This window comes from Providencia sp. PROV188 (assembly GCF_027595165.1).
Lineage (GTDB): Bacteria > Pseudomonadota > Gammaproteobacteria > Enterobacterales > Enterobacteriaceae > Providencia > Providencia lanzhouensis.
In genome coordinates this window covers 1,526,861-1,549,794 of sequence record NZ_CP097291.1, presented here as the reverse complement: position 1 = coordinate 1,549,794, position 22,934 = coordinate 1,526,861, and the positions used below count along the sequence as shown (strand labels likewise).

The 22,934-nt window shown below is 41.6% G+C and carries 25 protein-coding genes and 1 other annotated feature; of the genes, 2 read left to right on the top strand and 23 right to left on the bottom strand.

The genetic code is table 11. From position 1 onward, the window contains the following. Window positions 1-91 precede the first annotated feature (91 nt). The 9 genes from arnF to btuC form a co-directional block, all read right to left on the bottom strand. Window positions 92-499 (bottom strand): 4-amino-4-deoxy-L-arabinose-phosphoundecaprenol flippase subunit ArnF, encoded by a 408-nt coding sequence (gene arnF, locus M5X66_RS06940; RefSeq protein WP_036950445.1) that lies wholly within the window; start codon window positions 497-499, stop codon window positions 92-94. After that, window positions 496-843 carry a 4-amino-4-deoxy-L-arabinose-phosphoundecaprenol flippase subunit ArnE gene (gene arnE / locus M5X66_RS06935; RefSeq protein ID WP_036950448.1) on the bottom strand — a complete coding sequence of 116 codons (348 nt, stop codon included), beginning with the start codon at window positions 841-843 and terminating at the stop codon, window positions 496-498. The genes arnF and arnE overlap by 4 nt, the downstream gene beginning before the upstream one ends. Then, window positions 840-2,498, bottom strand: coding sequence for a lipid IV(A) 4-amino-4-deoxy-L-arabinosyltransferase (gene arnT, locus M5X66_RS06930; RefSeq protein ID WP_036950450.1), 1,659 nt, complete (start codon window positions 2,496-2,498; stop codon window positions 840-842). The genes arnE and arnT overlap by 4 nt, the downstream gene beginning before the upstream one ends. Before the next feature lie 7 nt (window positions 2,499-2,505). Next, window positions 2,506-3,399: a 4-deoxy-4-formamido-L-arabinose-phosphoundecaprenol deformylase gene (gene arnD / locus M5X66_RS06925; protein WP_270103964.1), complete on the bottom strand. Its 894-nt coding sequence runs from the start codon at window positions 3,397-3,399 to the stop codon at window positions 2,506-2,508. Next, window positions 3,399-5,384 (bottom strand): bifunctional UDP-4-amino-4-deoxy-L-arabinose formyltransferase/UDP-glucuronic acid oxidase ArnA, encoded by a 1,986-nt coding sequence (arnA, locus tag M5X66_RS06920; protein ID WP_108479020.1) that lies wholly within the window; start codon window positions 5,382-5,384, stop codon window positions 3,399-3,401. The genes arnD and arnA overlap by 1 nt, the downstream gene beginning before the upstream one ends. Continuing rightward, window positions 5,384-6,376: an undecaprenyl-phosphate 4-deoxy-4-formamido-L-arabinose transferase gene (arnC, locus tag M5X66_RS06915; RefSeq protein ID WP_036950457.1), complete on the bottom strand. Its 993-nt coding sequence runs from the start codon at window positions 6,374-6,376 to the stop codon at window positions 5,384-5,386. The genes arnA and arnC overlap by 1 nt, the downstream gene beginning before the upstream one ends. After that, window positions 6,376-7,521 (bottom strand): UDP-4-amino-4-deoxy-L-arabinose aminotransferase, encoded by a 1,146-nt coding sequence (gene arnB, locus M5X66_RS06910; protein WP_036950459.1) that lies wholly within the window; start codon window positions 7,519-7,521, stop codon window positions 6,376-6,378. Before arnB ends, arnC begins: the two co-directional genes overlap by 1 nt. A gap of 124 nt (window positions 7,522-7,645) precedes the next feature. After that, on the bottom strand, window positions 7,646-8,413 hold the full coding sequence (locus M5X66_RS06905) for a vitamin B12 ABC transporter ATP-binding protein BtuD (RefSeq protein WP_036950460.1): 768 nt from the start codon (window positions 8,411-8,413) through the stop codon (window positions 7,646-7,648). Window position 8,414: 1 nt separating this feature from the next. Further along, a complete protein-coding gene (gene btuC, locus M5X66_RS06900; RefSeq protein ID WP_442959374.1) occupies window positions 8,415-9,359 on the bottom strand; it encodes a vitamin B12 ABC transporter permease BtuC in 945 nt (314 codons plus the stop codon). 207 nt (window positions 9,360-9,566) lie between these two features. Here btuC and M5X66_RS06895 point away from each other — a divergent pair, with 207 nt between their 5' ends. Continuing rightward, a complete protein-coding gene (locus M5X66_RS06895) occupies window positions 9,567-10,724 on the top strand; it encodes a Rho GTPase-activating protein (protein WP_036950464.1) in 1,158 nt (385 codons plus the stop codon). A 75-nt stretch (window positions 10,725-10,799) separates the two neighbouring features. Here M5X66_RS06895 and ihfA read toward each other — a convergent pair whose 3' ends face one another. From ihfA to M5X66_RS06830, 13 genes are all read right to left on the bottom strand, one after another. Next, on the bottom strand, window positions 10,800-11,096 hold the full coding sequence (ihfA, locus tag M5X66_RS06890; RefSeq protein WP_004263721.1) for an integration host factor subunit alpha: 297 nt from the start codon (window positions 11,094-11,096) through the stop codon (window positions 10,800-10,802). 4 nt (window positions 11,097-11,100) lie between these two features. Next, entirely contained in the window at window positions 11,101-13,488 is a 2,388-nt protein-coding gene (gene pheT / locus M5X66_RS06885) for a phenylalanine--tRNA ligase subunit beta (protein WP_036950467.1), read from the bottom strand. Between the two features lie 14 nt (window positions 13,489-13,502). Beyond that, complete coding sequence (pheS, locus tag M5X66_RS06880; RefSeq protein ID WP_036950469.1) at window positions 13,503-14,486, bottom strand: phenylalanine--tRNA ligase subunit alpha; 984 nt, start codon at window positions 14,484-14,486, stop codon at window positions 13,503-13,505. A 118-nt stretch (window positions 14,487-14,604) separates the two neighbouring features. After that, window positions 14,605-14,735 (bottom strand) — a sequence feature (Phe leader region). Then, window positions 14,685-14,729 carry a pheST operon leader peptide PheM gene (gene pheM, locus M5X66_RS06875; protein ID WP_126437459.1) on the bottom strand — a complete coding sequence of 15 codons (45 nt, stop codon included), beginning with the start codon at window positions 14,727-14,729 and terminating at the stop codon, window positions 14,685-14,687. It overlaps the preceding feature by 45 nt. A gap of 120 nt (window positions 14,736-14,855) precedes the next feature. Beyond that, a complete protein-coding gene (gene rplT / locus M5X66_RS06870; protein WP_006659451.1) occupies window positions 14,856-15,212 on the bottom strand; it encodes a 50S ribosomal protein L20 in 357 nt (118 codons plus the stop codon). 44 nt (window positions 15,213-15,256) lie between these two features. Further along, window positions 15,257-15,454, bottom strand: coding sequence for a 50S ribosomal protein L35 (gene rpmI, locus M5X66_RS06865; protein ID WP_004263702.1), 198 nt, complete (start codon window positions 15,452-15,454; stop codon window positions 15,257-15,259). A gap of 93 nt (window positions 15,455-15,547) precedes the next feature. Beyond that, window positions 15,548-16,087, bottom strand: coding sequence for a translation initiation factor IF-3 (gene infC, locus M5X66_RS06860; protein ID WP_071992133.1), 540 nt, complete (start codon window positions 16,085-16,087; stop codon window positions 15,548-15,550). Window positions 16,088-16,374: 287 nt separating this feature from the next. Next, window positions 16,375-16,914, bottom strand: coding sequence for a translation initiation factor IF-3 (gene infC / locus M5X66_RS06855; RefSeq protein ID WP_071992134.1), 540 nt, complete (start codon window positions 16,912-16,914; stop codon window positions 16,375-16,377). Window positions 16,915-16,917: 3 nt separating this feature from the next. After that, window positions 16,918-18,846, bottom strand: a complete 1,929-nt coding sequence (gene thrS / locus M5X66_RS06850; protein WP_270103962.1) for a threonine--tRNA ligase — start codon at window positions 18,844-18,846, stop codon at window positions 16,918-16,920. 284 nt (window positions 18,847-19,130) lie between these two features. After that, the gene (locus M5X66_RS06845) at window positions 19,131-19,286 is read right to left on the bottom strand and encodes a hypothetical protein (protein ID WP_154637390.1); all 156 of its coding nucleotides are present in this window, start codon (window positions 19,284-19,286) and stop codon (window positions 19,131-19,133) included. A gap of 154 nt (window positions 19,287-19,440) precedes the next feature. Continuing rightward, window positions 19,441-19,770, bottom strand: coding sequence for a hypothetical protein (locus M5X66_RS06840; protein WP_270103961.1), 330 nt, complete (start codon window positions 19,768-19,770; stop codon window positions 19,441-19,443). Window positions 19,771-19,952: 182 nt separating this feature from the next. Next, complete coding sequence (locus tag M5X66_RS06835) at window positions 19,953-20,402, bottom strand: methyltransferase family protein (protein WP_132494820.1); 450 nt, start codon at window positions 20,400-20,402, stop codon at window positions 19,953-19,955. 113 nt (window positions 20,403-20,515) lie between these two features. After that, a complete protein-coding gene (locus M5X66_RS06830) occupies window positions 20,516-20,914 on the bottom strand; it encodes a hypothetical protein (RefSeq protein WP_187129004.1) in 399 nt (132 codons plus the stop codon). A 543-nt stretch (window positions 20,915-21,457) separates the two neighbouring features. Here M5X66_RS06830 and M5X66_RS06825 point away from each other — a divergent pair. Then, the gene (locus M5X66_RS06825) at window positions 21,458-22,162 is read left to right on the top strand and encodes a MarC family NAAT transporter (protein WP_036950488.1); all 705 of its coding nucleotides are present in this window, start codon (window positions 21,458-21,460) and stop codon (window positions 22,160-22,162) included. Here M5X66_RS06825 and M5X66_RS06820 read toward each other — a convergent pair. Then, the gene (locus M5X66_RS06820; protein WP_036950490.1) at window positions 22,156-22,815 is read right to left on the bottom strand and encodes a transglycosylase SLT domain-containing protein; all 660 of its coding nucleotides are present in this window, start codon (window positions 22,813-22,815) and stop codon (window positions 22,156-22,158) included. The genes M5X66_RS06825 and M5X66_RS06820 overlap by 7 nt on opposite strands. Window positions 22,816-22,934: the final 119 nt, after the last annotated feature.

Here is a 22,934-nt window from a genome sequence, read left to right as displayed (position 1 = left end):
TTAAGTGATATCTTAATACGCGAGACTATAATGTACAATGATCAACAGTGCAGCGCATAAAAAATAAACACCTAAGGCTAATTATCTGATGCTATTTAGCTTTTTTCGTTAAAGGCTTAGAAGGTCGACTGATCAGCCATACGCCTAGCAGAATAAATGCAATCCCCGCCGCTTTTAACGCCGTTGCGGGTTCATTGAACCATGGCAACACCACCGCCAATATGTAAACGAAAACATAGCTGAGGCTGATAAGCGGGTAGGCTTTATTAAGCGCGATATATTTTAACGCAAATAGCCAACACAGCATCGATAACGCATAGCAGACTAACCCGACAAAGATAACCCCTAAACTTGCCGCATTATCTGCCAGCCATTCTAGCTGCAACCAGTGCCAACCTAGAGAGAACGATGGAAGCTCAACAACTCCCGCTTTCAGGCTGAGCTGTGCGACGGTGACTAATAGCGCACTACCGAGTACCCATAAGTATCCTTTATTCATACACTTATACTCATCAGTAGTATTCCCATCATGATTGAGGCAACCCCGAGCCAGTGGTTTAGCCCCGTTTGCTCATGGTAGACAAATTGCCCTATCAATGTGACCAAAACGAAATTAATACTGAGCATCGGGTAGGCAATACTGAGTGGCATTGTTTCCAATAACTTTAGCCAAAACAGCATTCCCAATCCCAACATTAATACCGCCAGCACCAGCCAACGAATGGCGGATGCGGCTTTATTATGTTTGTCTCCTTGCCAAACGACGACCGCTTGCTTTTGGGCTATTTGCCCAATGCAAGTCAACACACTGACAAGAAGTAATAGAAGTAATTGCGCTATCATTGTTTATGGTAAACCACTATCGCCATACGGGAATTCTTAATGACTTCATCCGGCTTCGGAATGTCTGGCAACCCTTCTTTTTTACCTAACAAGAACACCACGGTGACCTGCCCTTCTTGGCGAGCTTTTGCCAGCCATGCAGCAAATTCATCCGGTTTAACCAAACGATGCGCACTGTCTGGGTATTCCAAGCCATAAGTTAATTCACCGCTGCTATTATAGAGATAAATATTGGAATTTTTGGTTTCCCATGCCAGCCCCGCAGCTACGCCGACGTTACTTGCCATCAAATATTGACTGTTCATCAAGAGATCATGATTTTGATGAATAAAATTCTGCGGTAACTTCGAATCAATAGTGTTATTTGGTAATGCACTACCAATACATAAGCTGACCGCCAATGAACAAGATGCCGCCCACAGCCAATATTTCGCATTTAATACGGTACAGAGATAGCCGATGATCGCCCAAATTGAAAACGCCACAACCCCCAGCACCATTTTTGACCATTCATCATGCTCATATAGGGGCTTTTTGATCACACTGCTGACGATAATCACCGCTATCACGGCGGCAATCCCGATAACAATGTTAATAATTCCGTTGGCTTTCAATGCCTTCATGGTGCCATTACGTACACAATCCACACCATATTTCGCCATTAGCAGCGCCAATGGCGCCATAAACGGCAGCATGTAAGTCGGTAGTTTTCCGCGTGAAATACTGAAGAAAATCACCGGAACTACAAACCAACATAGTAAAAAGAACATATCTGGGCTAGATTTACGCTCTTTCCATCCTTTAATTAATGAGCCAGGTACTAAGCCCATCCACGGAATAGCCCCAAGCAAAATAATCGGAATGTAGTACCAGAATGGCGCAACGTGCTGAGCATCATCCGCCGTAAAGCGTTTCACATGCTCAATCCAAAAAAAGTAATTCCAGTAATCCGGTTCTTGTTTGGCTATGGCCAATGCCCACGGCAAGCTGATGATCACCGCAGTAATAATCGCTAATGGACCATATTTAAGCATTTCAAGGAAACGTTTTTGATACAAGGTGATAGGTAGCATCACAATGACAGGAATAGCTAAAGCTAAAAAGCCTTTGGTCATAAACGCCATACCACAGGCCAGCCCAAGAGCTCCCCATGCGGCGAGTTTGGTCTTAACCTCTCGAGCTTTCATCGCCCATAAGCAACAAAACATACTGGCGGCTATCCATAACGATAGCATCGGGTCAAGAACGCTGTATGTCCCTACTGCAAACACCAAGAACATCGAGATGTAGATGAAGCTTGCCACATAGGCAACATGGCTGTTACGCCACATCATTTTTGCCATGCGGTAAACCAGCAGAGTGCTCAATAAAATACAGAAGACAGAACCAAAACGAACTGCAAAGTTTGTGTCACCAAAAATCATTTGGCTAATATTGTTGATCCAATACCCCGCTACTGGTTTCTCAAAGTAACGAATATCCAGCATGTACGGCACTATCCAGTCACCGCGTTGTAGCATTTCGCGACTGATTTCCGCATAACGGGTTTCATCCGGCTGCCAAAGTAAACGACTGTTTAACGGCAACAAATAGGTCAAGACAAAAAAAAGAGCCAGCAGAGAGGCTCCTACTTTGCTCGCTCGGTTATTCAACATGGGTATTTTATTCCTCTTCTTGGCAGCCCAGCCAACCTTCTCGTCCCGGGAATGGGGCGCGAACCACTCTTCCTTTTGGAAGCGTATTGATGTCTTCAGGCAACAATTCACTCAATGTACAGAATTGGATTTCTTCTTGCTTAATTCGTTCCAATAATTGTGAAAATTGTTGTGACTTTGACATTCCTTCCACTTCCGTATGGATAGTGTAAACCGGAACACCTTGGTCATCTTTTATTGCTTGAAGAATAAAATCATTAAATTCTTCGCCTGTTACTACTGTACCGACGACTTCATCGTAGGTCGGCAACGTCACTGGAATTTGTACTGTTCCCAACGAACCATCGCGTAGAATAGGTCTAAATGGGAATTTTCCACGGCAGTCACTATTGTAGTCGAAATCAAACCTTTGTTTAACTTCGAGTACACGCTCGTCACCACGCCACCCTGCAACCGCAGAACAAGTGACTCGTTGACCTGTCGCGTGCTGCAATGCATCGACACCCAATTTCACTTGTTCAGTGAGTTGAGCTTCGCTCCATTTAGCCACTTTGGCTTGCCATCCTTGATGATCCCATGCATGTAAGCCGACTTCATGCCCAGCATCCAAGGTTTGTTTCATCAAATAGCCTAAATCTTTGGCGATTTTTTTACCTGGCCACGCAGTACCCGCCAGTAAAATATCTAAACCATACAAAGATGCCGCATTCGACCGTAGCATTTTCCACAGAAATTTAGGACGCAAAAGGCGCCATAAATGGCGCCCCATATTATCGGGTCCTACACTGAAGAAAAAGCTGGCCTGAATATCATGCTCTTTGAGCACTTTAAGTAATTGAGGAACCCCTTTCAATGTACCTTGATAGGTGTCCACATCGATTCTCAAGCCAACTTTTTTCATTATTTTTTGCTTTCCAGCTCTTCTACAGCACCCTGTAAGAAGAAGTCTAATGTTTCTTCAATGGTATCTTTCATGTCGATAGTCGGAACCCAGTCAAGTAAACGACGTGCGTTTTCAACACTTGGTTTACGATGCTCGACGTCTTGGTAACCTTGACCATAGTAGCTAGCGCTTTCGATTTCACGGAAGCCAGCAAATGGAGGGAACTTGCTACGAGCTGGGTGTTTTTCGAAGCTTTCTAACAGCATTTCCGCTAACTGACGAATACTTGCTTCGTTAGTTGGGTTACCGATGTTGATGATTTGACCATCACATTTGCCGTCTTTGTTTTCAATGATGCGGAACAGTGCTTCGATACCATCTTTGATATCTGTGAAGCAGCGTTTTTGTGCACCACCATCGACTAACTTGATTGGTGAACCTTCAACTAAGTTCAGGATCAACTGAGTAATCGCACGTGAGCTACCAATACGCGCAGAGTTCAGGCTGTCTAAACGTGGCCCCATCCAGTTAAATGGACGGAATAAGGTGAATTTCAGACCTTCTTTCGCGCCGTATGCCCAGATTACTCGGTCAAGTAACTGTTTAGATACAGAGTAAATCCAACGTTGTTTGTTGATTGGACCAACGATTAGGCGAGATTCGTCTTCATCAAACTCTTTATCATCACACATACCATAAACTTCAGAAGTTGATGGGAAGATGATGCGTTTGTTGTATTTCACGCAGTAACGAACAACTTTCAGGTTTTCTTCGAAGTCTAATTCGAATACACGCAGTGGGTTACGGGTATATTCGATTGGCGTAGCGATAGCAACCAATGGCAGAATAACGTCACATTTTTTGATGTGGTATTCAATCCACTCAGTGTGGATGCTTACGTCACCTTCGATGAAGTGGAAGCGTGGGTTACCGATGAAGCGTTCAATTGCAGATGAACCAATATCCATACCATAGATATCGTAGTTGTCATCTTGTAACAGACGCTCAGTTAAGTGGTTACCGATAAAGCCGTTCACACCTAAGATCAGAACACGTTTACGACGCTTAACTTGCGCAGTTGGTTTAGCACCAACACGAACGTCAGTGACGATGCCCATTTCATTAGCTAGACGGTTGCCTTGCATGTATAAACCGGTTTCGCTTTGACCACTCACGATTTCCAGTGCGCCTTGACCACATGCGATACGCAGTGGGTCGCTAGATAATACGGTACCCGCAGCTTTACCTTGGTTATCGTCTAATACACGAGCACGCCATACGATCATTTTACGTGCACCTAAATAGGTGAACGCGCCTGGGTATGGTTCAGTCACTGCGCGGATCAGGCAGCTAATTTCTTTCGCGCTACGGCTCCAGTCGATTTGACCGTCATCAGCACAACGACGACCGAAGTAGCTTGCTTGGCTCTCATCTTGAGCAACAGTTTTATAGCTGCCCGCTTCGATTAATGGCAGAGTTTTATCTAACAGAACTTCTGCTGCTTCACGAACTTTCGCGTGCAGAGTCAGAGCAGTATCAGTATCCGTGATAGCCACTTTTTCTTGCGCTACGATGTCGCCAGCATCAGCTTTAGCGACCATTTTGTGCAGCGTCACGCCTGTTTCGCTTTCACCATTTAACAGTGCCCAGTTGATTGGTGCACGACCACGGTATTTAGGCAGTAAAGAACCATGCAGGTTGAAAGCGCCTTTCGGTGCTAATGCTAACAGTTCTTCGCTTAACATATCGCGATAGTAGAAAGAGAAAATCACATCAGGTTTCATCTCACGAATACGTTCAATCCACAGTGGGTGGTTAACGTTTTCTGGAGCGAAAACAGGAAGTTCCATATCTGCACTGACACGAGCTACAGAAGAGTAAAAGTGGTTTTCATTTGGATCATCAGTGTGTGTAAATACTGCCTGAATATCAAAACCCGCTTTCTCAAGCGCTTTTATCCCTACACAGCCAATATCATGATAGGCAAAAACAATAGCTTTCATTAGTTTTCTTCCTGATTTTTGTCGGTTTTAAGGTCTGCACCGACGACTTTTTGAATAAAATAACGAGGTCTCGCGCGCACATCATTATAGATCCTACCGATGTATTCGCCCAATAATCCCATAGCAACAAACTGCGCGCCGATAAACATAAAGAGTATCGCAAACAGTGTAAATACGCCGTCAGCTGCCCAGCTCGCACCGAACAGTAAACGTAAAACAATTAACAACACTGCCAGCACAAAGCCACCAGCAGCGATAATGCTACCAACCACGCTTAACAGACGCAGAGGCGCAGTCGTTAAACAAGTTAATAAGTCATACATTAAATTAATCAGCTTCATAAAGCTGTATTTTGAATCACCAAACTCGCGTTCAGCATGCGCTACATCAATTTCGATGGTTCTACGCGCAAATGTATTCGCTAAAATAGGAATAAAGGTGCTGCGCTCATGGCATTGAAGCATCGCTTCAATGATATGACGGCGATAGGCACGCAGCATACAACCGTAGTCACCCATTGAACGACCAGTCGCCTTGGTGATCATCGCATTGATCATTTTTGATGCCGTTTTGCGGAACCATGAATCTTGACGGTTAGCACGACGAGTTCCAACAACATCATAGCCTTGGGCCGCTGTTTGCACTAAACGAGGGATCTCTTCCGGTGGGTTTTGTAAGTCCGCATCAAGAGTGATAACTAAGTCGCCATCCGCTTGATTGAAACCCGCCATGATCGCAGAGTGTTGACCATAGTTGCGGTTTAAAATGATCGCAATGACATGGTTATCTGGATTTTCAGCCGCCTCAACCAACATTTTTGCAGAACGATCGCTACTTCCATCATCAACCAAAATTAACTCATAAGCTTGAGTCAATTGTTTACAGGATTTAATCGTACGTTCTAACAGCTGAGGCAGACTTTGCTCTTCGTTATAAACAGGGATTACTACTGAGACTTTTTTAATCTCATCAAATTCATCAGCTAATGACACTATTTTGACTCCAAAAGGACTGTATTAATCGCACTCACTACCCGTTCAACATCCGCGTCAGTCATGTCTGGGAACAGAGGCAATGAGCAAAGCGTTGCACTATTCCATGTTGATTCTGGTAATGACAGCTCTGGGTATTTTTCGCGGTAATATTTTTGCGTATGAGCTGCACGGAAATGTAATCCCGTACCAATATTATGCTCTTTCAACTTCTCCATAAATGCATCGCGGTCAATGCCACATACAGACTTATCAACACGCACCATAAATAAGTGGTTGGCGTGTAAATGTGGGTATTCTGGCACAGATAACATCTGTAATGGAGAGTCTTTCAGTAACTCACGGTAGCGTGCCGACAGTTCCGCTCGACGCTGGTTTAAATACTCAACGCGGGATAATTGTACTACTGCAATCGCCGCATGAATATCAGATAGGTTATATTTGAAACCCGGCTCAACCACTTCTGCTTGTGGTTTACGACCTTGCATTTGGCGATCAAACGCATCGACGCCTAAACCGTGGAATTTTAATGCACGAACACGCTGAGCAAGTGCATCGTCATCAGTGGCAACTAAGCCACCTTCCGCACAAGTCACATTTTTGATTGCATGAAATGAGAAAATGGCCGTGCCCTTCTCACCAATCCACTCATTTTTATAACGTGTTCCAACCGCATGAGCCGCATCTTCAATGAGGAAAACGCCCGCTTTTTGTGCGATGGCACGTAGGGCATCTAAATCACAGGGGGCACCAGCATAATGAACAGGGATTATTGCCTTCGTTTTGCTCGTTAAGGCTTTTTCTACTGCTTCTGGCTGAATCATGAGGGTATCACGATCAACATCAATCATAACTGGCGTTGCACCTAGCAACTCAATCATATTGATAGTTGAAACCCATGTTTGTGACGGAGTGATAACCTCATCACCTGGACCAATACCCAGCGCCATCAAAACAACATGCATACCAGCAGTTGCCGATGCAAGGGCAATCGCATGCTTGCAACCATAACGTTTGCAAAAATCTTCTTCTAATTGATGATTCTGTGGGCCTGTCGTGATCCAGCCTGAACGCAGAACGTTTTCTACTGCCTTAACCTCTTCATCCCCGATTGCTGGTTTTGAAAACGGAAGGAAATTGCTCATATTGTTTGTAGCCTAGTTTCATTATAAATAGGATATTCTAGTTAAAATTACTTTAACCGAACCTCAACACCAGTCATCATTACTGCAATCATTGCCGTGATACGGGCAATAAGAACACGATTAGCTAATTAGTATGATCGTTAATTTGCCATACTTTATTCAATGAGCTCTGATTGAGTTTTATATCAGCCATAAATACATCTGACAAATGACTTTCTGTCATGACATTGTCAGGCTCACCTGCATAGATAATTGTGCCTTTCTTCATCATCCAAATTCGACTTGCATTTTTATAAGAATGACTAAGATTATGTCCACTCATTATAACTGTTCCTGCGCAATGACAAAAACATTTCACCCATTTATCTAGCATTCCTTGCTGAATAATATCTAAATTGTTTATTGGTTCATCAAATAAGATTATTTTTCCGCTCAAACAGTCCCTATCCCATACCTGCAAAAATACAGCAACTATCCTAATTCGCTGCCATTCCCCACCAGATAATTGGTTAATAGGCTTAGATAATAATGGAGAAAGCTGGAAATCTTCACATAATTCGCTAAAAATCATGGGCGGAACGACATGCTGCTCAATAAACAAGGATAAGTATTGAAACACTTTTAAACTCGGTAAAATTCCTGTTTGCTGTGTGAGATACGAACGATACCTTGCAACATCCTGAACAGCATAATCTTTCAGATTGACACTATTAAATAAAATCGTTCCTATGTAAGAAGTGCAGCCAATCAACGCTGAAAGTAACGTACTTTTTCCTGCCCCATTGGCACCTAATAGGTGTATCTGCTCCCCTGCAAAAACGGACTGGTTAATATCCCGTAATCGGTTTTTCACACTCAGATTTTGCGTTTCAATTATCACTGTTTTATTCATATTACTGTCGCCATGTATGATTTTTGACGAGAAGGTAAATAAAAATAGGAGCACCCAAGGTCGCGGTAATCACGCCAATCGGAATTTCAGCATTGTCTATCAGTAATCGGGACAACAAATCTGCAATTAATAAGCATAGCGCCCCAGCAATTGCACAGGCTGGTAATAAAAAACGGTTATCGGTGATCCCACTTAGCCTTAATATGTGGGGGATCACTAATCCTATAAAACTAATTGCCCCCGCAATTGCCACACTGAGCCCAATTAATATTCCGGTAATGATAATTAATATTAATCGCCAGCGATGCGTAGAAATACCCAATTGATAGGCTTGAATATCCCCCAGTAATATATGATTTAAAATTTTTCCCTGAGTTATTGCCCAAAATAAAAACGGTAGGCAAGCAATGACCAATCCTATTTGACGCCAATCTACACCACTGAAGCTGCCCATCATCCAATACAGTAATTGGCGTAAATCTAAATTACTGCTCATGTAGACCATCCATGTCATACACGCACCGCTGATCACGCCAAGCGCAACGCCAACTAATAATAAGCTGGCATTATTCAAATGTTGATGGCGAGCAAAATAGAGTAAAATACCGGTGAGGACTAAAGCACCGAGAATGGCACTTATGCTAACTAGCCAATAATAGGTAATACCCGATGAGAGCAATACGGTAAAAACAACCGCCACTCCAGCACCATTACTGATCCCTAGCAATCCAGGCTCCGCTAATGGATTCTCAAATAACGCTTGCATGATGGCGCCTGTCACCGCCAATGATGCTCCAATGGTGATCACCGCAAGGAGCCGAGGTAAGCGAATTTGCCAGACAAATAATTGTGCTGAATCATCCATCCATTGGCTTGGCCAATACCAAATTTCCCCTGCACTGAGCGATAGCATTGCAATGATAAAAAGACTCAGTAACAACAGCATTATCAACCCCATATCGGATTGAAATTGTTGTTTTTGTAATTGTTTCAAGGAAATAGTCATTACATTTACAATAATTATCTTTTGTTAAAAAAATAAGCGCGTTTTATATAAGAGAGAGCATAAGAAAAAATTTAAACTGCTGCCAATTTTAATTTTACTTCTACTTCTACTTCTACTTCTACTCTTAACCATAATAAAGGTTTACATATGAAACCAAACACAGTTAGCTCCTTTTCTAAACCGCAACTCTCTGCAAACAACATAAAAGAGACTGACCAAACTGAGAATAAGGCTAGCAATCACTTTAAAACATCGCTAAAAAAAGTAACTCAATCGTTTGTTAGCTTTTTTTCTTTATTTTTTAGTTCCCAAAGCAAACAAACCAGCAAGAAACAAATCGTTTTAAGTGAACCCTTTGTTATGATTAGCCAACCAAACAAAGATACACCCGCTCGCACCGTTTCCTTTGCAGATGAAACTTCCGCAAAAAACTTATCACCTCAAGATGAAATCATTCCCCAAGATGGTTTAACAGGGCATACCGTAGCCGATGCTGCACGAGCCGCTGCATTACACATAATTGCACAGCATAAAGCCCAGCGAGCAGAAAAAATACGAAAAAACGAAATAACTAAGTTACAACAAAGCAATGTGGAACTTATTAATAATTATGATCGTCTCTCTGACATAGATAGAGAGAAAAACCGTGCCATTAACCTGCTAGGTAGTACAATTCTTAAGCATAACGAGTATTCAAAAAGTGAAGGTATATTTCGTACTGAAGGCAGCAAAAATGCCGTCAGCGAACTCGTTAATAAGATAAATGACCCAGAAAGTGCTCATTACCATCTTACACAACTAGAGCACTATCCTTTAACAACATTAGCCAGCGCGTTTAAAAAAATAGCAGGCGAATCACTCAGAAAAACGAGCAACATTGACTTCAAATCAGATATTTCATTTGATGACTTACAAGCCTGTGCTGATGCAGTAAAAAATAAAGAAGATGTGACCCAACAAATTAAAAGTAATGAACAATTAAAAAATAGAGCCCTTTCGATTTTAAAAAACTGTGACAATAGGATCTACAGCGCATTAAATCGCCTGGCACCACCACCATTAACATTACAGCTTGTTACTCGCTTTTGTGCTCTTATTTCCAATAATGAAGCATCTCATAAAATGTCCATCAGAAATTTAGCTGTGATTTTCGCACCACACTTGATAAACACAAGCAACACACCGCAACATAATAGCCAGGATTCTCTTACTGAGCTCCGAAAAGAAGCTGAAGCGACTAAACTAGCTGAGAACTATATTGCTGCGTTAATCCATCAAGAGAAAAATATGTTTCACCACATTTAAAAGTGTGTCTATTACTTAAAAACAAAAGACCGCCTAGGCGGTCTTTTTTATTACTCTGCTATTCAGAGAATAGGATTACTCTTTTGGCGTTGCTTTTTCCACACGGCTTTTTAATTTTTGGCCTGGGCGGAAAGTAACAACACGACGAGCAGTGATTGGAATATCTTCCCCAGTTTTAGGGTTACGACCGGGACGTTGATTTTTATCACGTAAATCAAAGTTACCGAATCCAGATAATTTAACTTGCTCACCGTTTTCTAAGGAAAGGCGAACCTCTTCAAAGAAAGTTTCAACAAGGTCTTTCGCATCACGTTTGCTAACACCCAGTTTTTCAAACAAATTTTCTGACATTTCAGCTTTAGTAAGCGCCATAAGTTTAGTCCCTCAAGGAGGCTTGGAATCGCTGTTTTAACGCAGCAACACACAGATCAACGGTCGCGGTAATCTCTTCTTCTTCCATGGTACGCTGAGTATCTTGGAAGACGAGACTGATAGCGAGACTCTTATAACCCTCTGCTATCCCCTCACCACAATACACATCAAATAAGTTTATGCCAACTATATGATTTATGCCAACTTTTTTACATTCTGCTAAAACTTCGGCAGCTGCTACAGTTTCTGGCACAACCACAGCAATGTCACGACGGTTCGACGGATAACGCGAAATCGCTTTCGCTTCTGGAATAACACGCTGTGCGATTGCATCAGTACGAACTTCAAACACGACTGTACGACCATTTAAATCGAGTTTACGTTCTAGTTCTGGGTGAACAACACCGATAAAGCCAATATGTTCATTTTCCAGATAAATCCCAGCACTTTGCCCAGGATGTAGTGCTGGATGTGCTTCAGATTTAAATGTAATTTGATTTAGTTTTCCAGTCAATTCAAAAACAGCTTCAAGATCACCTTTTAAATCAAAGAAGTCAACAACTTGTTTATCTAATGACCAATGTTCATCGAATTTGTTGCCCGTGATCACACCCGCCAGCATGTTTTCCTGACGAATACCATATTCTGCTTGATTATCAGGCGTAAAGCGCAGACCTGTCTCAAATAAACGAATTCTGTTTTGTTGACGATTTTGATTATAGACCACAGTGCCTAATAAACCAGTCAGCAGAGACAAACGCATGGCGGACATATCAGCTGAGATTGGATTTGGCAGAGAAAGTACTTCTTCCTGCGGGTGTAATAGGCTCTGAATTTTAGGGTCTACGAAGCTGTAAGTAATCGCTTCTTGATAACCACGGTCAACTAACATCGCTTTAATACGTTTCAGCGGTAAATTAGCTTCTTTATGGTCAGTCATAATCAAATCAGCACGCAGCGGTACATCTGGGATATTGTTATATCCGTATACGCGAGCGACTTCTTCAACTAAATCTTCTTCGATTTGCATATCGAAACGCCAGCTTGGTGCCACCACATCCCAGCAATCTTCTGAAACTTGGACTTGGCAACCTAAACGTTTCAGGATATCGGTCACCGTTTCGTCTGCAATCACGTGACCGATTAAACGGTCTAATTTTTTACGCGTCAGCTTAATATTTGCTGGTTTTGGTAAATGTGCTTTGCTAGAAACGTCAATGATTTCACCGACTTCGCCACCACAAATATCGACGATCAATGCTGTTGCACGTTCCATCGCTTTAAATTGCAGCTGCGAGTCAACACCACGTTCAAAACGGTGTGAAGCATCAGTGTGCAGACCGTAATTACGAGCACGGCCTGTGATAGCCAATGGTTCGAAGAATGCACACTCTAATAAAATGTTCTTGGTTTCAGTGTTAACACCGGAGTGCTCACCACCAAAGATACCCGCGATACCCAAAGCTTGAGTTTCATCGGCAATAACCAGCGTGTCAGATTTCAAAGTCGCTTCAGTACCGTCTAGCAGTACTAGCTTCTCTTCATCTTTCGCCATACGCACAACGATTGCGCCATTTAAACGATCTAAATCATAAGCGTGTTGTGGCTGACCTAATTCCAACAGAACATAGTTTGTGATATCAACCACAGCATCAATAGAACGAACACCGCCACGACGTAGTTTTTCTTTCATCCACATTGGCGTTGGTGCGCTAACATCGATATTTTTGATAACACGACCTAAGAAACGTGGACATGCAGCAGGCGCTTCAACACGGATTGGGAATGTGTCTTTAATTGTGCTTGCCACTGGGCTGATTGCAGGTTCAACTAAATCTAATTTATTGATAACCGCGACATCACGCGCCACACCTAAGATACTTAAGCAATCTGCACGGTTTGGTGTAATGCTGATTTCAATCGCGTGATCATCTAATTTTAGGTATTCACGGATGTCAGTACCGATAATAGCGTCTTGCGGTAACTCAATAATGCCACTGTGATCATCAGAAATACCTAGCTCAGAGTATGAGCACAGCATGCCTTCAGACGGTTCGCCACGTAATTTCGCTGCTTTAATTTTGAAATCACCCGGCAATACAGCGCCGACGGTTGCAACGGCAACACGTAAGCCTTGGCGGCAGTTTGGTGCGCCACATACGATATCTAATAAGCGATCGCCGCCAACATTCACTTTCGTGACACGCAGTTTATCTGCGTTAGGGTGTTGTCCACATTCAACAACTTCCCCCACAACAACACCATGGAATTGACCGGCAACGGTTTCAACGCCATCAACTTCCAGACCAGCCATGGTGATTTGGTCTGATAATTCTTCACTGCTTACCGCCGGGTTCACCCATTCGCGTAACCATAGTTCACTGAATTTCATGAGATAGACCCGCCTTATTTAAACTGTTTGAGGAAACGAAGATCGTTTTCGAAGAATGCACGAAGGTCAGAAACGCCATAACGCAACATGGTTAAACGCTCCATTCCCATACCAAATGCAAATCCAGAGTAGACCTCAGGGTCAATACCAACATTGCGTAATACATTAGGGTGCACCATACCGCAGCCTAATACTTCCAGCCATTTGCCGTTTTTACCCATAACATCAACTTCAGCAGAAGGCTCAGTGAACGGGAAATAGGATGGACGGAAACGAACTTGAACTTCTTCTTCAAAGAAGTTGTTCAGGAAGTCATGAAGTGTGCCTTTTAAGTTGGTAAAGCTAATGTCTTTATCAACAATCAGACCTTCAGTTTGGTGGAACATTGGGGTGTGAGTCTGGTCGTAGTCATTACGATAAACGCGACCTGGTGCAATAATACGGATTGGTGGTTGCTGACCATTCATCGTACGGATCTGCACACCAGATGTTTGAGTACGTAATAAACGTTTTGCATCAAACCAGAAAGTATCGTGATCAGCACGCGCTGGATGATGAGCAGGAATGTTCAGTGCATCAAAGTTATGGTAGTCATCTTCGATTTCAGGCCCTGTCTCAACAGAGAAACCTAATTCACCAAAAAATTCTTCAATTCGCTGAATGGTGCGAGTTACTGGGTGTAATCCACCATTTTCCATACGGCGACCCGGTAATGAAACGTCGATTTTTTCTGATGCTAAACGTGCATTCAGAATATCGGCTTGCATTGCATCTTTACGGGCGTTCAGTGCATCTTGAACTTGGACTTTAGCTTCATTAATCACAGCCCCTGCTGCTGGGCGTTCATCCGCAGGCAGATCACGCAACGTTTTCATCTGGAGTGTGAAGTGGCCGCTTTTGCCTAAAAATTCAACACGCACTGACTCTAACGTCGCAACATCTTGGGCCTGTTCAATGGCTGCTTTTGCCTGTGCAACCAATTCAGCGAGATGTGGCATTGTTTCCCCTTTATGACCACTCGGTCTTTTGCTAGTTATTCACTAAATTTATCATCACAATCATATTAATAAGATGTGAATACCTGACTGATTTTACTGTATTTTCTATCAAACCAAAAACAAAAAAGCCTCCTAACGGAGGCTTTAGCGTAACTTTTCGTTTCTATTCTACTCGCTATACGCAAAAGCCCCCGAGATTCAGGTGCTAAAGTAAAAAAAGAAACGAAAAATTACGTTGTTCATTAAAATAGTCTCAAAAACACAAGGTTAAGGTTACTAATATAGACTGAAAGTATTAACACAAGCTGATTTTTAATACAAACATTATAAATGAAAAGAGGAAGTTTCCTTCCTCTCTTCAAGCAAACATTAAGCTAAAGCGCCTTTTGCTTTTTCAACTAAAGCAGTGAATGCTGCTTTATCGAAAACTGCGATGTCTGCTAAGATCTTACGGTCGATTTCAATTGAAGCTTTTTTCAAGCCATTGATGAAACGGCTGTAAGACAGACCGTTCTGACGAGCCGCAGCGTTGATACGCGCGATCCACAGTTGACGGAACTGACGTTTACGTTGACGGCGGTCACGGTAAGCATATTGACCAGCTTTGATTACCGCTTGAAACGCTACGCGGTAAACACGTGAACGTGCACCATAGTAACCTTTCGCCTGTTTCATGATTTTCTTGTGACGTGCACGTGCGATTACACCACGTTTTGCGCGAGCCATAGCTATCTCCTATCGTCTTTATTCTTAATTAACTAAATGTTTACTTATGCGTAAGGCAGGCAAGCAACAACCAGACCCAGATCGCCCTTAGATACCATTCCTTTCGGACGTAAATGGCGTTTACGCTTAGTAGACTTTTTAGTCAGAATGTGACGAAGGTTTGCATGCTTACGCTTAAAGCCACCGCCTGCAGTTTTTTTAAAGCGCTTTGCTGCGCCACGTACAGTTTTAATCTTTGGCATTTCTTTTATTTCCAACTTCGCATTGTGATTAACTACGAATTAATTAGGCGAATAATACTCACATTACTGTGAAACTATTACTTGGTTGCCTAACTATTTCTTCTTCGGTGCCAGCACCATAATCATTTGACGCCCTTCAATCTTCGAAGGGAATGATTCAACAGATGCTAACTCTTCCAAATCAGATTTGATGCGATTAAGCATTTCCATACCGATTTGCTGGTGAGCCATTTCACGACCACGAAAACGCAGTGTTACTTTCGCTTTATCACCATCTTCTAGAAAGCGAATCAGGTTGCGTAGTTTGACCTGATAATCACCTTCATCTGTACCAGGGCGGAATTTAATTTCCTTCACCTGAACAACTTTTTGTTTCTTTTTCTGTTCTTTTTGAGACTTGCTCTTCTCATAAAGGAATTTGCCGTAATCCATAATACGACAAACTGGCGGTTCAGCATTTGGGCTGATTTCTACGAGGTCAACACCTGCTTCTTCAGCTTTTTCAAGCGCTTCACGCGCGCTCATGATGCCTAACTGTTCGCCGTCTAAACCGGTTAAACGGACTTCAGGAACACGAATTTCATCATTAATACGATTTGGTCGTGTTGATGGGATTCTTTTTCCGCCTTTAATACTTCATTCCTCCAACTGGATAAAGAGATTTGCTACATTCTCTAAAGCAAGCGCCTCGGTAATGCCTTTTTAAACAACTTATTACCCAAACGCGATATTCTTTTTTAGCTTTAACTCGAACAAGGCGAGTTTTACAAAGCGATTCGACCGCGGATTTTACTGCTTATTGTGAGATTACTCAAGCAGATATTCAAATTATTCACTAAGGATCATGTAAATAACTGGGTCTATCAATAAAAAAACGCGAGTGAGGTGCAATCCCCACTCGCGTTCTTAATCATGACCTATTATTTTTTCTTAGGTCCCATCACCATAATCATTTGGCGCCCTTCAATACGTGAAGGGAATGATTCGACGACGGCGAGCTCTTCCAAATCAGCCTTGATGCGGTTAAGCATTTCCATACCGATTTGTTGGTGAGCCATTTCACGACCACGGAAACGCAGTGTGATTTTCGCTTTATCACCATCTTCTAAGAAACGAATGAGGCTACGTAATTTAACTTGGTAGTCTCCTTCATCTGTTCCTGGACGGAATTTAATTTCCTTCACCTGAACAACTTTTTGTTTCTTTTTCTGCTCTTTCTGAGATTTACTCTTCTCATAAAGATACTTGCCGTAATCCATGATTCGACAAACTGGTGGCTCTGCGTTTGGGCTGATTTCAACTAAATCAACACCAGCCTCTTCCGCTTTGGCAAGTGCGTCACGCACACTCATTACACCAAGTTGTTCACCGTCAATGCCAGTAACACGAATTTCAGTTGCACGGATCTCTTCGTTAATACGATTCGGACGTGCTGTTGGGAGTTTTTTTCCGCCTTTAATACCTTATTCCTCCATCTGATTGAGCTGACGACTGCGAATTTCTTCCTGTAGTTTAGTCATGAATTCGTTAACATCAAGGCTGCCTAAATCTTTACCACGACGGGTACGAACAGACACTTTACCTGATTCAACTTCTTTCTCACCACAAACCAACATGTAAGGAACACGACGCAGGGTGTGTTCGCGGATCTTAAAGCCGATTTTCTCGTTACGTAAGTCCGCTTTCGCACGAATGCCAATACTTTGCAGCTTGCTAACTAATTCTTGAACATAGTCTGCTTGACTATCTGTAATGTTCATCACAACAACTTGTTGTGGTGCTAACCATGTTGGGAAGAAACCAGCATATTCTTCCGTTAAGATACCGATAAAGCGCTCTAATGAACCCAGAACCGCACGGTGGATCATAACTGGCGTAATACGCTCATTATTTTCGCCAACATAAGAAGCATTTAGACGACCCGGTAAGAAGAAGTCTAATTGTACAGTACCGCATTGCCATGCACGATCAAGGCAGTCATACAGTGTAAATTCAATTTTCGGGCCGTAGAATGCACCTTCGCCCGGCTGGTATTCGAACTCAATACCTTTCGACTTCAGCGCATTGGCTAAGTCTGCTTCTGCTGTATCCCACATATCGTCTGTACCGATACGTTTTTCAGGGCGAGTAGACAGTTTTACAACGATTTTTTCGAAACCGAAAGTGCTGTAAACGTCATAAATCATCTCAATACAGCTAGTCACTTCGCCCAAAATTTGATCTTCAGTACAGAAGATATGGGCGTCGTCTTGGGTAAAGCCACGTACGCGCATTAAACCATGCAGTGCACCTGATGGCTCATTACGATGGCAGCTACCAAATTCTGCCATACGCAGTGGTAAATCACGATATGATTTTAACCCTTGGTTAAAGATCTGAACGTGACCTGGGCAGTTCATTGGTTTAACACAATATTCACGGTTCTCAGATGAGGTTGTGAACATTGCATCTTTGTAGTTTTCCCAGTGACCTGTTCTTTCCCACAATACGCGGTCCATCATAAATGGGCCTTTAACTTCTTGGTAATTGTAGGATTTTAGTTTGGTACGTACAAAAGTTTCCAGTTCACGGAAAATTGTCCAACCATCGTTATGCCAGAATGCCATACCCGGCGCTTCTTCCTGCATATGATATAAATCTAATTGCTTACCAATTTTACGGTGGTCACGCTTCGCCGCTTCTTCTAAGCGCAGCAGATATGCAGCAAGCTGCTTTTTATCTGCCCATGCAGTACCGTAAATACGTTGCAGCATTTTATTATCGCTGTTACCACGCCAGTATGCCCCTGCCACTTTTTGTAATTTAAAGTGGTGACAGAAACGCATATTTGGTACGTGTGGACCGCGACACATATCAATATATTCTTGGTGGTGATATAAACCTGGGCGATCATCTTGGCTAATATTTTGATCCAAGATTTCAACTTTATAATCTTCGCCACGGTTTACGAATGTTTCACGAGCTTCTGCCCAAGAAACACGTTTTTTAACCACATCATAATCTGTTTTGGCAAGCTCAAGCATACGCTTTTCTAGCTTGTCCAAATCTTCCTGGGTCAGCGTATAGTCAAGGTCAATATCATAATAGAAACCGTTGTCGATAACTGGACCGATTGCCATTTTGGTATTTGGCCACAATTGTTTAATTGCATGACCTAATAAGTGAGCACAAGAGTGACGAATGATTTCTAGACCATCATCATCTTTACTCGTGATAATTGACAGGTTTGCGTCATGCTCGATCAGTTCACAAGCATCTACCAGCTCACCATTAACACGACCAGCTATACATGCTTTTGCTAGACCGGCGCCGATATCGCGAGCCACATCCATGACAGAAACTGCATGGTCGAATTGACGCTGACTTCCATCAGGAAGAGTAATAACAGGCATTAAAAAATCCTTATCAGCAGTGGTGACCCACACGAAAGATCACTTGCTTGATTATTCCAAAGTTTATAAATCAATACGTTACTGACGATTTCTCACTTCACTATGCGAGATAGGTACATAATTATGTACACATTATATAAGCTAAAGCAGATATAATTGATAACGCAATTATGCACATCGCTAGCAACTCAACTCGTAATCATAACACAGACATATTTTATGGCGATAGCCAGTTGTTGATTATTGTAGCGCTAAAATTACTGATGCTCAGGGCTCATTAACGTTTAATCCGCCATCATAATAAGAATATTATGATCATAGCCATTGCAATCCGTTCTCACTGCATATTCAGGTAACCATTCAATACGTGATTTTGAACGCGATAATGAAATATTTAGGGTTGTGGGATGCTCTAACGCGGTAATTATTACTTTTTTCATCTCTCACCACACTTTTTCACGATAAATCGTTAAGGGGAGAAAAATATCATTCCATCATCCTGTGAAAAAAGACAAAAAGGCTACCCAACATGACTTTGAATAGCCTTATTACAACAAAACGTTACCAACAACCGCGATGGTTACCGCGCCCACCCTATCCACCATCACGATATGGGCGGTTATATTGTTTGTCTTCTTCGTTTCGAAGTTGCAGTGATAAGTCATCAAGCTCTTTCACCAGCGTTTTTACTTTCGGGTCATCATCTTTGGCGCCAGCATCGTACAGTTTGTTCAATTCAAAACGCTTATCATCAAACTCTTTCGCTAACTTAGCGATTTCATTGTTTTGGCGATAATTGTTCTGATGGTAATTGTTTTGATAGCGGTGATCATAGTTTCCATTGCAGTAAGGGCATGCTACAGCTGATGCCGAATACAGTAATACTGAAGAAACGATAGCACCTAATAACACTTTTTTGTTCACGGCAATAACCTCACAAGTCTATGGGTTATACCAGTTTATATGTACAAAAAGGAAACCGCCTTGAAAAATATCAAAATTCGCATCGAAAGCTAAATTAATAGATAATAATAGCAATAACTCAACATTAAATAGGTGATATCACTTATAAAAAATAAAAAACCAACAGATTAAACCAATATGAATTATAGCCAGCGTCGTGTTTGCTGAGTATAAGTACGCCACTCCTCTTTAAAACGTTCAGATAAGAATTTTTCTTCTTGGGGAATGGTGTATAAGTCAGTAATTAACCAAAAGACCAAACCTGAAACCAAAAAATAAGGTGAATGCGAAAACAAAGCGAAGCTTAAACTCATCGAGGTAAAAGCAAGATATAACGGATTACGAGATAACCGATAAGGGCCCCTAGTAATAAGAGAAGATGCGGGGCTAATAGGATTTGGTGAGGTTTTTTGCTGAACAAAATAATATAAACTTGCGCCAATCCAGCCGAAAGCCTCTAAGGCAATCAGGATGCCGATAATCCCCATCCAACCAGAAAAACTCCAGAAAAAGCCCTCTTTGATATGCAGATAATAAGCAGCAAATCCATTAAGTACTAACCAATTCACAAATGGAAGTTTAAATATGCTCATCACAGATCCTAAATTGATATTCATATGGTAAGCATATCATGGATAAAACGATAAGAATTGGCACCGATATCAATAATATTCAATAACACAGTGTAAATGAATACTCTGTTATTTTATGAACGGTATCCTAAAGAAAAAACGCTTTTTAGACCTTCAAGATTGGCATACTCTTGTTGGCATACAGAATTACGCACATCGCTGGGTAAATTATTTAATCTGGCTTGAATATTAGCAATTTGCTCTTCTAATCCATTCATTCCCTTCACTTCAACAACGTCTGCATTTGCTTGCAGATAATCTGCAAAACTTCTTAAATTATTTTCTAAATTATCACACGCATTATTCGCCAATCCGTTTTGTACCATAAAGGAATTAACTGAATCTGGTAATAATTGAGAGAGCGAAGGAAAAATAGATTGTTTCCACGTTTGTGGGAACAGGATCAGCACAGCGGCAATAGCCAAAACAAGCAGCATTGATGAAGTAACTAATGGTGACAGTAACTTTCTCATTGGCTATCCTAAAATTCTATTTAACATGAAATTTAGAATACACAATAAACCGTAAAGCAGTTTTTAAAATAAAAAAGAGTTTGTAAAGAATATTCCAATTATATTACCAAGAAATAAGATTATCGTCTGACAATAATCTTTTAACGAATTTACATAACCTGTCAGTAAAACAGATAGCACTGTATATACTCACTAACAAATGAACATAAACCCCCTCTAGCAATAATGCCCTTGACCTTTTTATCTCACATAAAAAGGTTTTTTTTTGCTCAAAATATTGAATGTTTTTAATCCAGTGACATACCCCTTTGTTATTCAACAAATAATTACACTTATTCACACATGAATCGGGATGTTATCCACAGTTAATGTGAACAACTTTGTCATTCATTAAGTAAAAACATTACGCAATCTCACGTAAAAAAATCTCTTTGTCCTAAATTTGGTGGGAGAATACCCTTCTGATTCCACAAATTAGTAACAATGTTTGTTATAGTTCCAACGAGAAGCCATTCTAGATTAATTTGGAGGGTAATTTTCGACATGCAAGATATTTTACAACTTTTTCAAGCCGTTAGCCTTGGCTTAGTTTTACTCCTTCCACTGGCTAACCCACTGACCGCCATTGCCGTGATGCTCAGTATTTCCGCCAACATGACCAAAGAACAACGTGACCACCAATCACTGCTGGCTGCAATTTATGTCTTTTGTATCATGCTCGTTGCTTTCTATGCTGGCCAATTAGTCATGAACACCTTCGGAATTTCGATTCCTGGGCTACGTATTGCAGGTGGGCTTATTGTTGTTTTTATTGGTTTTGGGATGCTATTTCCTAATTCAGATAATAGTGAAGATAACAATAATGTCTCCACTGACGATTTAAGTGTTCCCAAAAAACGTCAAGGTAACCAAAATATCGCATTCGTCCCTCTCGCAATGCCAAGTACTGCAGGCCCTGGTACCATCGCGATCATTATTAGTTCCACCGCTTCTTTGCAAGGGGATATTGGTTTTGCGCCATGGGTTATCACTGTCGCACCCATTATTGTTTTTCTGATCGCCAGTGTGATTGTTTGGATTGGGCTACGGGGAGCGACGTCAATTATGAAATGGCTAGGGAACAGTGGGATTGATGCAATTGGGCGGATAATGGGTTTTTTATTAATTTGTATGGGAGTGCAATTTGTCATCAACGGTATCGTTGAAATTATCGCGCAGCTCCCACACTTAATGACGGAATATCAGTAATTCACCGCTAATGCATTATACGCATTCTTAACTTTCCACAAATAACGTGGAGCCTGCGGCGCGGGGTGTTTAGACTGAACATGTTGATAAAACTCTTCTGGTGATAAGTTATTTATCATCGCAATAGCTTTAGTTTTATCATTATCAAATGTTCTTAGTAATGCCCCGGCCCCATTCACGTAAGCCACAACGGTCGCATAATACATAGTTTGCGGGTGGCTAATACCCGCCAAATGTTGTTCTTTGAGAATACGAATATAGGTTGTACCGATATCAATATTCTTACGTGGATCTTTTAAATCGTTAGAACTTGGTTCACCAGAACGCCCTTGATAACGATATGCATCACGCCCTGCTGTTGACGCTTTAATTTGCATTAAACCAATGGCATTAGATTTACTCACCACTTCTGGTCGGAAGTTAGATTCTACTTCAATAATGGCTCTAATCAGTGTTTCATCCACACTATAACGATTCGCGGATTCACGAATAAACTCATCATATGGAGTTCGTGGATAACTAGTATTGGCTGTCGTATTTGGCATTTGATTGCGATTATCTAGCATTCTTGTTCTGTTCGCTGTTTTATTGGGATCACTTGAGCAACCTGCCAATAGCAAAAGTACAAGCGCACTGCCGACCATTTTTTTCACTGTTGTATCCTCTGCAAATTAAAACACCAAAAGAATAGCTAATCTTTAGAAAAATAATACATTTTTTACTTAACTTTTACTTCTGGACGTGTTTTAGTCATGTTAAATAATAATGATAG